This is a genomic window from Micromonospora sp. DT31 (genome assembly GCF_049841795.1).
In the GTDB taxonomy this organism is placed as follows: domain Bacteria; phylum Actinomycetota; class Actinomycetes; order Mycobacteriales; family Micromonosporaceae; genus Micromonospora.
This window is the reverse complement of sequence record NZ_JBNCKZ010000014.1, coordinates 1-12845: the sequence shown is the minus strand read 5'-3', so window position 1 is coordinate 12845 and position 12845 is coordinate 1. Positions and strand designations below refer to the sequence as shown.

The 12845-nt window shown below is 71.0% G+C and carries 12 protein-coding genes and 2 pseudogenes; 4 read left to right on the top strand and 10 right to left on the bottom strand.

Annotated features, from left to right (window positions below; genetic code table 11):
• Nucleotides 1-47: 47 nt before the first annotated feature.
• The gene (locus tag ACLQ2X_RS21310; protein WP_425682836.1) at nucleotides 48-782 is read right to left on the bottom strand and encodes a Clp protease N-terminal domain-containing protein; all 735 of its coding nucleotides are present in this window, start codon (nucleotides 780-782) and stop codon (nucleotides 48-50) included.
• 197 nt (nucleotides 783-979) lie between these two features.
• On the opposite strand from ACLQ2X_RS21310, the gene ACLQ2X_RS21305 reads away from it, so the two are divergent.
• Complete coding sequence (locus ACLQ2X_RS21305) at nucleotides 980-3133, top strand: HelD family protein (RefSeq protein WP_425682835.1); 2154 nt, start codon at nucleotides 980-982, stop codon at nucleotides 3131-3133.
• On the opposite strand, the gene ACLQ2X_RS21300 is transcribed toward ACLQ2X_RS21305, so the two are convergent.
• Together ACLQ2X_RS21300 and ACLQ2X_RS21295 are read right to left on the bottom strand one after the other, a co-directional pair.
• Nucleotides 3105-3518 carry a hypothetical protein gene (locus tag ACLQ2X_RS21300; RefSeq protein ID WP_425682834.1) on the bottom strand — a complete coding sequence of 138 codons (414 nt, stop codon included), beginning with the start codon at nucleotides 3516-3518 and terminating at the stop codon, nucleotides 3105-3107. The two genes, ACLQ2X_RS21305 and ACLQ2X_RS21300, sit on opposite strands and share 29 nt — an antisense overlap.
• A 14-nt stretch (nucleotides 3519-3532) precedes the next feature.
• On the bottom strand, nucleotides 3533-4435 hold the full coding sequence (locus ACLQ2X_RS21295; RefSeq protein WP_425682833.1) for a ParA family protein: 903 nt from the start codon (nucleotides 4433-4435) through the stop codon (nucleotides 3533-3535).
• Between the two features lie 282 nt (nucleotides 4436-4717).
• On the opposite strand from ACLQ2X_RS21295, the gene ACLQ2X_RS21290 reads away from it, so the two are divergent.
• Nucleotides 4718-6232 carry a sigma-70 family RNA polymerase sigma factor gene (locus ACLQ2X_RS21290; RefSeq protein ID WP_425682832.1) on the top strand — a complete coding sequence of 505 codons (1515 nt, stop codon included), beginning with the start codon at nucleotides 4718-4720 and terminating at the stop codon, nucleotides 6230-6232.
• Between the two features lie 263 nt (nucleotides 6233-6495).
• Complete coding sequence (locus tag ACLQ2X_RS21285; protein WP_425682831.1) at nucleotides 6496-6792, top strand: hypothetical protein; 297 nt, start codon at nucleotides 6496-6498, stop codon at nucleotides 6790-6792.
• Between the two features lie 14 nt (nucleotides 6793-6806).
• Here ACLQ2X_RS21285 and ACLQ2X_RS21280 read toward each other — a convergent pair whose 3' ends face one another.
• Nucleotides 6807-7370, bottom strand: coding sequence for a kinase (locus ACLQ2X_RS21280; RefSeq protein WP_425682830.1), 564 nt, complete (start codon nucleotides 7368-7370; stop codon nucleotides 6807-6809).
• Between the two features lie 228 nt (nucleotides 7371-7598).
• Between ACLQ2X_RS21280 and ACLQ2X_RS21275 the strand changes: the two genes are divergently transcribed.
• A complete protein-coding gene (locus tag ACLQ2X_RS21275; RefSeq protein WP_425682829.1) occupies nucleotides 7599-8483 on the top strand; it encodes a hypothetical protein in 885 nt (294 codons plus the stop codon).
• Here ACLQ2X_RS21275 and ACLQ2X_RS21270 read toward each other — a convergent pair.
• The 6 genes and pseudogenes from ACLQ2X_RS21270 to ACLQ2X_RS21245 form a co-directional block, all read right to left on the bottom strand.
• Nucleotides 8473-8718 (bottom strand): DUF4326 domain-containing protein, encoded by a 246-nt coding sequence (locus tag ACLQ2X_RS21270; protein WP_425682941.1) that lies wholly within the window; start codon nucleotides 8716-8718, stop codon nucleotides 8473-8475. The two genes, ACLQ2X_RS21275 and ACLQ2X_RS21270, sit on opposite strands and share 11 nt — an antisense overlap.
• 227 nt (nucleotides 8719-8945) lie before the next feature.
• Nucleotides 8946-9255 (bottom strand): annotated as a pseudogene (locus tag ACLQ2X_RS21265) (cyclophane-forming radical SAM peptide maturase AmcB); the annotation flags it as partial.
• Nucleotides 9237-9502: pseudogene (locus ACLQ2X_RS21260) on the bottom strand (hypothetical protein). The pseudogenes ACLQ2X_RS21265 and ACLQ2X_RS21260, both read right to left, overlap by 19 nt.
• On the bottom strand, nucleotides 9499-9663 hold the full coding sequence (amcA, locus tag ACLQ2X_RS21255; RefSeq protein WP_425682828.1) for a multiple cyclophane-containing RiPP AmcA: 165 nt from the start codon (nucleotides 9661-9663) through the stop codon (nucleotides 9499-9501). Before amcA ends, ACLQ2X_RS21260 begins: the two are co-directional and overlap by 4 nt.
• A gap of 440 nt (nucleotides 9664-10103) precedes the next feature.
• A complete protein-coding gene (locus tag ACLQ2X_RS21250) occupies nucleotides 10104-11057 on the bottom strand; it encodes a hypothetical protein (protein ID WP_425682827.1) in 954 nt (317 codons plus the stop codon).
• A 174-nt stretch (nucleotides 11058-11231) separates the two neighbouring features.
• Entirely contained in the window at nucleotides 11232-12020 is a 789-nt protein-coding gene (locus ACLQ2X_RS21245; protein ID WP_425682826.1) for a peptidoglycan DD-metalloendopeptidase family protein, read from the bottom strand.
• Between the last annotated feature and the right edge of the window lie 825 nt (nucleotides 12021-12845).

Here is a 12845-nt window from a genome sequence, read left to right as displayed (position 1 = left end):
GGCACGCCGGGCACACGGCCCCCGTGGCCGTGTGCCCGGCGTGCCGGTCAGGCCGCCCCGTTGCGGGCGATCTCGGCCAGCACCGCCTCGAACGCCGGCTCCAGGGCCGACTTCTGCAGGCCGAGCCCGCGCAGCACGCCGTCGCCGCCCTCCTCCTCCAGCAGTGCGAGCAGGATGTGCTCGGTGCCGACGTAGTTGTGCCCCATCCGCAGCGCCTCCCGGAACGTCAGCTCCAGCACCTTCTTGGCCCGCGCGTCGTAGGGGATCAGGTCCGGCACCCGGTCGGCCCGCGCCGGCAGCGTCGCGGTGACGGCTTCCCGAAGCCGATCCGGGGGTACGCCCTGGGCCGCCATCGTCGCGGCCGCCAGCCCTTGCGGCTCGACGAGCAGCCCGAGCGCGACGTGCCCGGGGGTGATCTCGTCGTTGCCGGCCGCGCGCGCCTCCTCCTGCGACGCCAGCACCACGTTGCGGGCGCGCGGGGTGAACCGGCCGAATCCGTTCGGGTCGACCGCCGCGGCCTCGGCCTTGGCGGCGGAGCGCTTCTGCGCGGCCTGTTTGCTCACTCCCATGCTGCGGCCGATATCCGTCCACGACGCCCCGGAGCGGCGCGCCTGGTCGACGAAGTGCCCGATGAGGTGGTCGGCGACGTCGTCCAGGTGGTCGGCGACGAGCACCGCGCCGGCGAGCTGGTCGAGCGCATCGGCGTGCGCCTTCTTGATGCCTGCGATCAGGTCGTCGAGGCGCACCGGATGGGTCATCTTGAGCGGCTCTGCTTCGGTCATGCGTCAACCATAGGTTGACGAACCCGTGCCGTCAACGCTGGGTTGACGATGCGGGCGAGTCCGATGTCCGGACCGGGTCGATCGACGTTCGACAACCCGATGAGCCGTCTCCGCGGGCCGTGCGGCCACCACCCGAGGGACGGTACGGTGATCCGACCGTCGGCCGGACCGTCAGCGCCGGCGGGAGAGGGGGCCGCGTGGTGTCCAGGTCAGCCGACATCGCCGCCGAGCAGGCGTACTTCGACGCCGCGGCCACCCAGCGGGACCGGCGTCGCGACGAACTGGCCCGGATGCCGTCCGCAGCCGCCAACGGCGCCGCCGCCGCCCACCTGCGCCGCTACGCCGACGCCGCCGTCCGGGCACTCGGGGTGGCGGACCACGCAGTGGCATTCGGCCGGATCGACGACGAGGCGGGCGAGACCCGGTACGTCGGACGACACCTGATCCGGGACGCCGACGGCGAGGTGCTGGTGGTCAACTGGCAGGCCCCGGCCGCCACCGGATGGTTCGAGGCCACCCCCGACAACCCCGCCGGGGTACGCCGCAAGCGCGCCTTCACCTGCACCGGCAACACCATCGACGACCTCACCGACACCATCCTCGCCGAGATCGCCGAGGCCGTGGACGCCCACCTGCTTGCCGAGTTGAGCCGCGGGCGCACCGGCACCATGCGGGACATCGTGGCCACCATCCAGGCCGCCCAGTTCGCGCTGATCCGCGCCCCGCGCGAGCAGGTGCTGGTGATCGAGGGCGGCCCCGGCACCGGCAAGAGCGCCGTGGCGCTGCACCGGGTGTCCTGGCTGCTGTTCCAGCACCGGGCCGAGATGTCCGCCCAGGACGTGCTGGTGGTCGGTCCACACCCGACGTTCGTGCGCTACATCGGCCGACTCCTGCCCACCCTCGGCGACGACGGGGTGGACCTGCGCGACGTGGGCCGGCTCGCCCCGGACGTCCCGCGCGGGCGCGTCGAACCCGACGCGGTCGCCCGGATCAAGGGCGAGGCCCGGATGGCCGGCCTGCTGGCCCGCGCGCTGGACGCTCGGGTCGGCGCCCCCGACCCGGCCGAACGGCTGCTGGTCGGCGGCCGGTTCGTCACGCTGCCCGGTGCCGAGGTCGCCGAGGCACTCGCCGCTGCGCGCGCCGCCGCCCTGCCGTACGCGGGCCGGCGGCGGCTGCTGCGCGACCGGCTCGCCACCCTGGTGGCGGACCGCACCGGCGTCAACCCCGGCCGGTCCGACGCGGTCGACAACCTCGCCGAACGGCTCTGGCCACAACAGACGCCGACCGGCCTGCTGCGCGACCTGCTCGGCTCGTCCGCCCGGCTGCGGGCCGCCGCCGGGGACGCGTTCAGCCCGGCCGAGGTGACGGCGCTGCACCGGCGCGGCGCGGACCGGTTGTCCCGGGAGACCTGGTCGGCGGCGGACCTGCCGCTGCTGGACGAGTTGGCGCACCTGATCGACGGGCCGGGCCGACGGTACGCGCACGTGGTGGTCGACGAGGCGCAGGACCTGTCCCCGATGCAGTTGCGCGCGGTGGCCCGGCGCAGCGCCACCGGGTCGCTGACGGTGGTCGGCGACCTCGCCCAGTCCACCGGCGCCTGGGCGCGCGACTCCTGGGACGAGGTGCTCGCGCATCTGCCCGCCGTGCATCCGGTCGAGATCGCCCCGCTGCGCTACGGCTACCGCGTACCCCGGCAGGCGTACACGACGGCGGCGGCGCTGCTGCCGGTGGCCGCGCCGGGTGTGGCGCCGGTGGAGGTGGTCCGGGACGGGCCGGCGGAGACCGGGGTGCACCGCGTCGGCCTGGCCGAACTGGCCGGGCGGGCGGTGGCGGTGGCGCGGGAGCACGCCGAGGCCGGCCGGTTCGTCGGTGTCGTCTGCCCGGCGCGGCAGCGACGCCCGGTCGAGGCGGCGCTGGCCGCCAACGGCATCGCCTGGAGCAGCGCCGACCGGGGCGAACTGGGCGGGGCGATCAACCTGATCAGCCCGCAGGAGGCCAAGGGCCTGGAGTTCGACGCGGTGGTGGTGGTCGAGCCGGCGGAGATCGTGGCCGGCGACGAGCGCGGGCACCGGCTGCTCTACGTGGCGCTGACCCGCACCATCGGGCACCTCGACATCGTCTGCACCGGCGACCCGGTGCCGCTGGACGCCCCGGCCCGGCCGCGGCCGCCGCTCGGCGACGAGGCGACGGCGGCGTTCACCAGGCGGGAGGCACGCCGGCTGGCCGAGCACCTCGCCGGGCAGTTGCGCGGCGCCGCCCCGCCGGCGTTCTGGGCGGACGTGCTCGCCGAGGTGCGGGCGACCCTCCTGCCGGAGGACGGGGTCAGCTCCGAGCCTCCGACGGACGGCTGATCGCCGCCGAGTCCAGCCGCCGGCCCACCGTCCACTGCACGATGTCGGCCTCGATGTCGGCCTTCCTGGCCTTGCCGGGCACCGCGATGCCCAACTCCTTGGCCAGCGCCCGCAGTTTCGCCACGGTGAGCTTCAGGTCGGCCAGGTACCGCGCGCCGGCCGCGCGGTCACCGATCGCCGCCAGGTCGGCGCGGACCCGGTCGGCGTCCACGCCGGCCGCGGTCGTGGCGGCGGGCCGGGCGGCGGTCCGCGTCCGGGTCCGGTCGACCACGGCGAGCTTCGCGGTGCCGTCGGCCAGCGCGGCGAGCTGGTCGGCGGGCAGCGCGCGGACGAACTCCGCCACCCGCAGCAGGACGGCATGGGCCAGGTCGGCGGGGTTGGACACCGGGACTCTCCTTCTCACAGGCGGGTGCGCGCCAGGAACTCGCTGGCCAGCTGCCGAAGCTCGTGCTGCACCGTCTCGTTGGCGTTCGGCACCAGCACGGCGGGCAGTCGCCGTTCGCCGGCCGTGCCGAACAGGGTCTTGTTCTCCCGGATGGTCTGCCGGAAAACCGGGACCTCCAGGCTGTCGGTGTGCTTCATGTAGTTGCGCGAGGCGTTGATCGGCCCGCCCCCGGCGTACTGGATCATAGTGAACACCACGCCCAGGTACTGCGGGTCGATCGTCGGTCCGGGCGCGGCGACCCGGTTGAAGTCGCGGACCAGCTCGGAGACCTTGCTGCGCAGGTAGTCGATGCCGAGTGTGGACAGATAGTCGGGTTTCGCCGGGGTCAGGATGTGCTCGCTGGCGACGATGCCGGTGCGGGTGACCATGGTGAAGTTCGGCGCGCAGTCGATCAGGATGTCGTCGTAGCCGGCGAACTCCTCGGCGGCGAGCGCGTCGGCGAGCGCCCGGTGCAGCGGCAGGAAGTGCGGGCTGCCGTGCTGGAAGCGCGACCCGCCGAGCGCCGCGGCGATGTCCAGGTCCACATCGACCAGTCCGAGATGGGAGGCGACCAGGTCGAGCCGACCGCCGTCGGGCAGCAGCGCGTTCGCCGGTTCCGGCGTGAGCACGTACGGGTGCAGCGGGTCGGTGGGCTCCTCGGCCAGCACCGAACCGAACCACTGCAGGATGGTCCTCTCGTAGGCGAGGTCCCGCTCCCAGTCGGCGGCCGGGTAGAACGAGAAGGTGAGGCTGGACTGGGGATCGAGGTCGATCAGCAGGACCTGGCGGCCACGGGCGGCGAGTTCGGCGCCCAGGTTCGCGGTGATGGTGGTCTTGCCGACCCCGCCCTTATAGTTGATCACCGACGTGATGCTCATGCCGCGTCCCGCATCAGCCCATGATCGCAGCAATCGGCTTCCCCGGTCGAGGTGAGCACCCGCCCGCATCCGCCGTTCGTGCTCACTGCCGAGGTGGGCACCGCGCGGATGCTGACGGCGGGTCGCCCGGCGCGCCTGTGACGTCGTCGGTGATTGTGATCAATGGCATGGCGGAGACCGTAGTCGAGCGCTCCGACACGTCACGCATTTTCTGTGACCTGACCGCGTACCGGACAGTCTCCACGGTGTACGAGATCGTTCCGCGAAGGCGAGGTTGTGAGCGTGTCCTATCACCCGTACCCGGGCAGGGCCGACATGTCGGCGGTGGTGGACGCGGCCCGCCGCGGCGACCGAACGGCGATGGACGAGCTGGTCTCGCACTGTCTACCGCTGGTCTACAACATCGTCGGCCGGGCCCTGAACCGGTCGGCGGACGTCGACGACGTGGTGCAGAACACGATGTTGAACGTCGTGCGCGGGCTGGCGGGTGTCCGCGAACCGCAGCAGTTCCGGTCGTGGCTGGTGGCCGTCACCATGAACGAGATCCGCACCCACACCGGACGCCGGCACACCACACCCGCGCCGTCGGAGGACATCGACCACATGATCGTCCCGGGTTCCGACTTCGAGGACCTGACCCTCACCCAGCTCCGCCTGTCCGACCAGCGCCGGGAGGTCGTCCTGGCCACGCGCTGGCTGGACGACGACCACCGTCACCTGCTGTCCCTGTGGTGGCTGGTCGAGGCCGGGCACCTCTCCCGCGCCGACCTGGCCGACGCCCTCCGGTTGGAACCCCACCACGTGACCGTCCGCGTCGCCCGGATGAAGGCCCAGCTCGACACCGCCCGGCTGGTGGTGCGGGCCCTGACCGCCCGGCCGGGTTGCGCTGGTCTGGCGCACACGGCCACCGACTGGGACGGCCGGCCCTCGCCACTGTGGCGCAAGCGGTTCGCGCGACACATGCGGACCTGCGCGCACTGCCCGAACGTGGCGGCGGATCTGGTCCCCGCCGAGCGGCTGCTGGCCGGCCTGGCACTCACGCCGCCGCCGACCGGCCTCGCCTCGGACGTCACCTCCACGCTGCACACCGCCGCCGGCACGCCGCACCTCGCCCGACCGGGCGCACACGCCACGACCGCCGGGGTACGGCGGTCCGGCCTCGCGGCCCTGCCCAAGACCCTGGTCGGCGCGGTCGCCGCCGTCGCCGTGCTCGGCGGGGCAGGCATCATCGCCGCCACCTACCCGGACGCCGCGCGTCAGCCGGCGAGCGTGGCGGCCGTGCAGCCGCCGGCCGCCGTCACCGAGCCCGCCGCCGAACCGGTGCTCACACCCTCCCCGACCGCGGCCCGGCCGTCCCCGACCACCGCACGCCCCAGCCCCAGCAGGTCGGTGCGGCCCACCACGTCGCCGAGGCCGACCAGGTCGTCGGCCAAACCCGCGAACACGTCCACCACCACCTCGACGGGCGTGTCGGCCGCGGAACGACGGCTGCTGGTGCTGCTCAACGAGCGCCGTCAGGCGCTCGGGCTGGCCGAGGTCAAGCTTGGCACCGCGCAGCACCGCGACGCGGAGACCTGCGTACGGAAGAACCTGGACGCGGGCAGCGGCCTGCAGCACTGCGGTCACGAGGTCCTGTTCGCCTCGTCGGGCACCGCCACACCCGAGCAGATGATCGAGGCCTGGTTCAACAGCCCCGGCCACAAGACGGCACTCACCTACGCCGGCTCCCGCTTCGCCGGCCCGGCCATCGTCTCCAACGGCAGCCGCCAGATCGCCGCCATCAACATCGACTACTGAGGGCCGCAGGGCCGTGCGGCGGGGTGCGGGTTAGCCTCCTGGGTCATGTCCGCTCCCCCGCCGCACCCGTTGCTGTTCCTCGACGTGGACGGCACCCTCACCCCGTTCGGAACACCAACGCCGGCTCAGCCGGGCACGTCGCATGGCCGCACCGAGGCGCCGGCCCTACCGGCGGACGCTCATCCCTGCTGCACAGGGTCGATCCGGAACACGGCCGCCGGCTGAAGGCCCTGCCCTGTGATCTGGTGTGGGCGACGACCTGGATGAGCGACGCGAACGACGTGCTCGCGCCCCTGCTGGGGTTACCGACCCTGCCGGTTGTGGACTGGCCCGACTCCGACGAGGTCGGTGTCCTGCACTGGAAGACCCGCGGACTGGTCGAGTGGGCGCAGGGACGCCCCTTCGTCTGGGTCGACGACGAGATCTCCCACACCGATCAGCAGTGGGTGTCGACTCATCACGCGGGTCCGGCCCTGCTGCATCGGGTCGACCCAGGTCTCGGGCTGACCGGACACGACTTCACCACCATCGAGGGCTGGCTCGAACGGCATCACCGGTAGCCGGCCGGACCGCTCTACGGAACATTCGGCAGCAGGTCGTCGTCGCGTCCGGTCTGGGGCAGCCCCGCGGCAGCGGCGATTGCCGGGACGGCCTGTTCCAGCCCGGTGGTCTCGGGGAGGACGAGTTCGTCGGGCCAGCCCAGGACGTCTTGGGCGGCGTACCAGCCGCTCATCCGCTCGCTGGTGAACTCGTTGGCCTGCGGGCGGGTGAGGTGCCGGCGCAGCGTCTCGGCCAGGGACACGTCGAGATAGCAGAACAGTGACCGTCCTCGGTGGCCGTCCCGTAGGGCGGTCAGCATGCCGCGGTAGCGCCCGCTGTACAGGATGCCCTCCAGGACGACGTGATAGCCGTGGTCGAGGGCGAACCGGACGGTCTGCCCGATCAACGCCGGTGCCGCGCCGCCCGGCTTGTCCCGCTCGCGCAGCAGGATGCGGCGCAGGTAGTCCTGCTCGACCAGGGCGCAACCCCGGCCGTGCCGGCGTCGTAGCTCCCGAGCGATGGTGCTCTTGCCTGCGCCGGAGTTGCCCCTGACGCAGACGAGGATCGTTTCCGGGCTGCCGGTCGGTTCAGCGAGCACTGTCCCTCCTCGGGCTCGTACGGGACGTGGTCGAGGTGCCCGGTGCGGGTGGCAGCAAAATTATCGACCAACCGGCCCACGTCGTGCAGCGCGCCATCGGACCAGTACGCGCCGGCCGGCCGCCGGACCCGCGACCGAATGGCGTCCGCGCGGGTGGCCCTTGCCCACTCGAATGTGAGACTGTCTATGTAACTCAAAGTGTTTGGATGGAAGCTTTCGGCAAGGTAGGTGGTTCCGTTGGACCAACTTCCGCTGTGGGGACCGGGCACCGACGAAGATCCGAACCCGCGGCCTGCCCTGGCACGCCCAGCCAAACTCCGCCTCCTGATCACGGTCAAGGCGGCACCCAACCCCTCGGCGCGCTACGGGGAGACGGTCTGCGTCGGAGCACTGGGCATCGACCCACCGTGGACGGGCTGGATTCGCCTCTACCCGATCCACTACCGCGCTCTTGACGACGACAGCAAGTTCCACAAGTACGACATCGTCCACGTCGACGCACTGCCAGCCAGGCAGGACCAGCGGCGCGAGAGCTGGAAACCGATCGCGGCCACCATCACCACCGAACGGCACCTTGGCGGTTGGCGGTCACGACGAAACCTCCTCGACCCACTCGTCGAGGACTCCATGTGCCAGCTCAACAAACAGGCCCGCGACGACCCGAAGGCACCGTCGATCGCGCTGATCCGCGCGGCAGACATCGCCGATCTTCAGGTCAAGCGGCATCCCGGCTGGTCGGCGGAGGATCGCAAGAAGATCGCCGGCTATCTCAACCAGTTCGACCTGCTGGAACCGGAGAAGCGCAGCCCGCTCGACGCACCACGCTTCACCGGCACCTACCGCTACCGATGCGCGGACCGTCGATGCCGCGGTCACCGTCAGAAGCTCTGGGACTGGGAGTTCGTCGCCCTACAACGCCGCCTGCGCCAACTCCCCGACGCGGAAGCCGCCGAGCAGCTCAGGCACAAGCTCTTCGCCCAGCTCTGCGCCGCCGACCGCGACGTCGCGTTCTACGTGGGCAACCAGGCTGCAAGGCCGCAATCCTTCAGCATCGGCGGCGTCTACGCACCGAGACGACCCCCTGCTCGATACCGGCTGCACATCAACCGATGACGTCGGCCAGCACGTCGGCATGGCACGCATCCTCCACGCGGCACCAGCATGCCAACTGCTTCCCCGCCAACTCCCGCCGCGCCCGGTCGACAAGGGCCGGCTGCCCCACAAGCCACTGCCGGTAGAGGCGCAACGCCTCCGCCCGATCATGTTTTCGCAGGCTGAACGGATTGGCCCAGGGAGAACGCCGCAACCCGAACCCCTGCCGCCCCACATACACGGCACCAGGCGGCACCACCGGGTGATAGAGATCCCCCTGCACCCGGACCCGAGGCTGCCCCACCACGCCGCCAGCGTAGGCTCCGGCGGCCGGCCGCGCGTGGATGCCGAAGAAGGCACCGGACGACCACCCACCGTCCGCGTACGCGAGCAAGGCCCGGCCCGGGGTGTGAACCACCAGGCCAGGGTCTTGTTCGTTGGTGCGTCGCCAGGGAATCGAACCCCGAACCCGCGGATTAAGAGATCGAGGCGGTTCCGGTTCAACGCGCCCGGTCCGTCGATGCCGACCCCGACCTCGAACCCGTAGGTGGTGAACAGCTCCGCACCACTGGCGGTTGATCAGCGTGCCGTTCGCCTGGATCTCGTGACGCACCAGCCCCGCGCGCCGCAACTCCTCGAACCGGGCCAAGAGATCCCGGAACAGCCCGATGGGTGTGGCGGTGGGCTCGCCCCCGTGCCACACGACACTCACCGGATGACCGCTGTTCTGCTGGGCGATCGACTCCGCGCAGGCCTGCGCGACCGCGTCGCTCATCAGGCGGAGGGATCTGCGGCGGCGCTGCCCGTGACGCTCGGGTTGAGCCGGTGCAGGTCGTCGATCGCGTCGTGCAGACAGCCGGCCAGGCAGACGAACAGGCTCACCGGCACTTCTCGGTACTCGGCCAGGAGCGCGAGCTTCGCCGCGCCGCAGGGCCACGGCTGCCGCATCGGCGGCACAGCCACAGCGGACGCATCGGCAGATGTTCCACCTCGGCCGACGCGAGCCGGTGCGCCGCAAGTCGGCGCTGCGGCCCGGTCACCGGCGACCGCCCTCGCGGGCCTGCTGCGCGAACAGCCTACGCCACACGAAGGTGAGCAGCGGCGGGTCAGCGTGCCTCAGCTGCCCCGGGGAGGACGTCCGCCCGGGCTCGGGGCGCGGGGACTGGCCGGACGTCGCGTTACGCGAGACGTACATCGTCATGCCGCCGCCCCCACCAGGGACCGTGAGCGGCGGGCTCGCCGGGGGGATGGCGAGCCCGCCGCAGCACGACGGCGGCCGGGAGCAGGTCGCCGGTCACCCACCCGCGCAGCCCCCGTGGCGGTACGCAGGCGGGGAAAGTGTCGAGACAGTTCGCTCCAGGACGGGTCGAGGCGGCGGCCCAGGCCGGAGCGTGGTGCGCCGCTCATCGATCCCTCCATCTGCGGGTCCCTGTCGGTGATTCCGACACCGGCGCGTCGCCTTCTACCGGCGTCGGCGCGCACGCCGGCCACACGCGCCCCCGTGGCGCGTGTACCCGGGTGCGGGTCAGGCACCGTTGCGGGCGGCCTCGGTCGCGTCGCCACGCGGTGGCCTCAAGGAGCCGAAATCGAGCAGCTCCTTGAGGCCACGGTGAGACGCAGCGCTACCGGCGGTCCGGCGGATCAGCCGGCGGTGTAGAAGATCCGGGCCTGCACCGCTCGGTGGTCGGAGTAGTTCCGGTCCTCGCGGTCGCTGTTGGTGTAGTAGTTGTCGGCGGCGTCACCCTCGTCGAAGCTGATGGTCTTGGCGTTCTCGATCCGGGGTTTCGCACCGCCGGGCAGCTTGGAGAAGAGGTAGTCGTAGCGGTTTGCACTGTTGCCGAGGGTCCCGTTGGCGGCGGCACAGGCGGCCACGGTGGCGGGGTTGGCCTTGTTGCAGGCGTGGTAGATGGCATCGCGCCAGCCCAGGGCGCCGCCGCGGTCGCCGTTGACCTTGTTGTACCAGGATCGGAACGTCGAGCCGTCCCGGTCACTGATGTTGAGGTCACCGCCCCAGACGCTGAGGTTGGTGGCGCCGAGTTCGGCGGTTTCGGCGCCCGACTCGGTGATGTTGTGGTCGATGCAGGCGTTTCCGCCGGTACTTTTCACCGGGAAGTGCACGGTCGAGACGCTGACGTACTTGTTGGCGATCGTGTCGCGGAACCGGATGCCGAGGTGGGCCGAGCGGTCCTTGGTTTCGTTGATGCAGCTGCCATCGAGGCGGTTGGCGCGCCAGCGGCCCTGATTGACCACCTCGAAGCGGCCGGGCCGGTAGATGATGCCGGTCGTCTGCTGCGGTTTGTCGCACCCATTGTTGGTGACGGTGGGGTTGGCGACGGCGGCGATACCGACGTACGTCCCCTTCAGCTCGTCGGTCATCCGCTTGGCCAGTGCGTTGATCTGGGTCTGGCCGCTGATCTGCTGCACGAGGTAGATGTCCGGGCTCAGTTGGTACCTCTTCATGTAGTAGACGAGGTCCTGCCAGTCACCCGGGCAGACGTCGTCGACCCGCGACAGGTTCTCCACGTTGTTGACGTAGAACTGGATGAACGCCGGGTTGCCGTTGATCACGCCATCGGCTGCCGCGGGGCCGGCCATGACCCCCAGTTGGCCAGCGACCAGGGCGAGGGCCGAGGTCAGGGCGATTGCGGCTCGTCGCCGCCAGGGTGAACGTGCCGTTCCGGGCGGTACTTTTCGCACGAGGATTCTCCTTAGATCGACTGCCGGCGTTTGCCGGCGTTCGGGGCAGCGGGATCGAGGACCGACCAGGGCTCAGCAGCGAGGTACGCCGGGGATGAAGCCGTCGGAGCCGGTGTAGACGTAGGCATCGGAGATGAAGCGGCCGGTGCCGATGCGGTCCCAGATGGTGCTGGTGCCGTAGGTGCCGGTGACGCTGGTGCCTGTGGTCTGGCAGGAGATGGTGACTCGGGTGCCGTCGGTGACGGTGCCGACGGAGGTGTAGCCGGTGCCGGGTCCGGAGCGGACGGTCAGGGGTGCGCTGGCCGTGTTGACGGTGCCGGTGGCGGTGCCGGGCGCCGGGGCGGAGCAGCCGTTGTCGCTGGTGTAGGTGCGGGTGCCCCAGTAGAGGGCGAGGGTGCCGTTGAAGCGGACCTTGATGTCGCTGCCGTCGAGGCGCTGCTCGTAGTGCAGGTGTGCGCCGGAGGAGTTGCCGCTGGTGCCGACGTAGCCGATGACCTGCCCGTGCTGCACGCTCTGGCCGACGGAGACGTTGAATCCGCTGAGGTGTGCGTAGTAGGTGGTGTAGCCGCCGCCGTGGTTGATCCGTACGTAGCGGCCGTAGCTGGTGTCACCCAGGTTCTTCACCACGTCGACCGTGCCGGGCGCACTCGCGACGACCGGGTCGCCGGCGTCGTCGGTGCGGTTGAAGTCGACCGCGTTCGCGGGGCTGTGGTTCGAGCGGGTCTGCCCGGACCAGGCCTGCCCACAGGGGAACGGCACCTTGAACGTGGGCGCGGCCAACGCCGGCGAGCTGGGAGCGGCGAGCCCGCCGAGCGTGGCGAGCAGCGCCACCGCCAGCAGGCGCATGACACGAGTCTTCATGTGACTCCTTCCAACGAACTGACCGGAGTGGCTTCGGGCCTGATCGTTCGAACTATCAGTTGGCTAATCAGGTAAGTCAATGTGCATGCTCAAGATGGGCGCGGAATGTACTCGCAATGTGCGGCAGGCCCTCGAGCTCTTTCTCATCATTGTGTCGAGCGCCGCACTCTCGCTCGAACATTCAGGCTGATGAGATCTTCCGCTGGCTGAAATTTTCTGCCAGGCTACCCGTCGACCGCATCGGCGGACCCATCCGCTGGGCGCGTCAGGCCGCTAATCAAAGCGGTTCGCCTCGCATCTGAGCGCCTTTCACCGGCCGTCCGTTCCCCCTCTTCGGACGCCCCGATGGCGCATGCCCGCCGACGCACGCCCCGCTGACGCACGCCCTCGCTCAGCGCCCGACCTGCGAAAGGACCGCACCCGTGACTCTGCATCTCCACCGCCGCGCACCTCTGGTGGGCGCTGCAGGCGTCTACGCGTCGTGCACCTGATCCGGCCGGAGGGCCGGACGGCAATCTGCTTCCTCAGCACGCGGTTCCCGTGACTGGTTGCAGTTAGCAGACCCAACAGTAAGGAGAGCATCGAGTAATGAAGCTAAATCTTCCCCAGCGTGCTTCACGTGCGGCGGCCGTCGCGGTGGCGCTGCTCATGACGGCGGGAGTCGGCGCCGGATCGGCGCAAGCGGCGGAGTCCGCGGCGACCGGCGTCCTCGCCGTCGAGGCCGTCACCGCCGCCCTGGCCTCCGAGTCCCCCGGGGACCAGCCGTTGCCCGGCTACACCATCAGCAATCCGACGTTGGCTCCGATCGTCGTCGGGGGTCAGTCC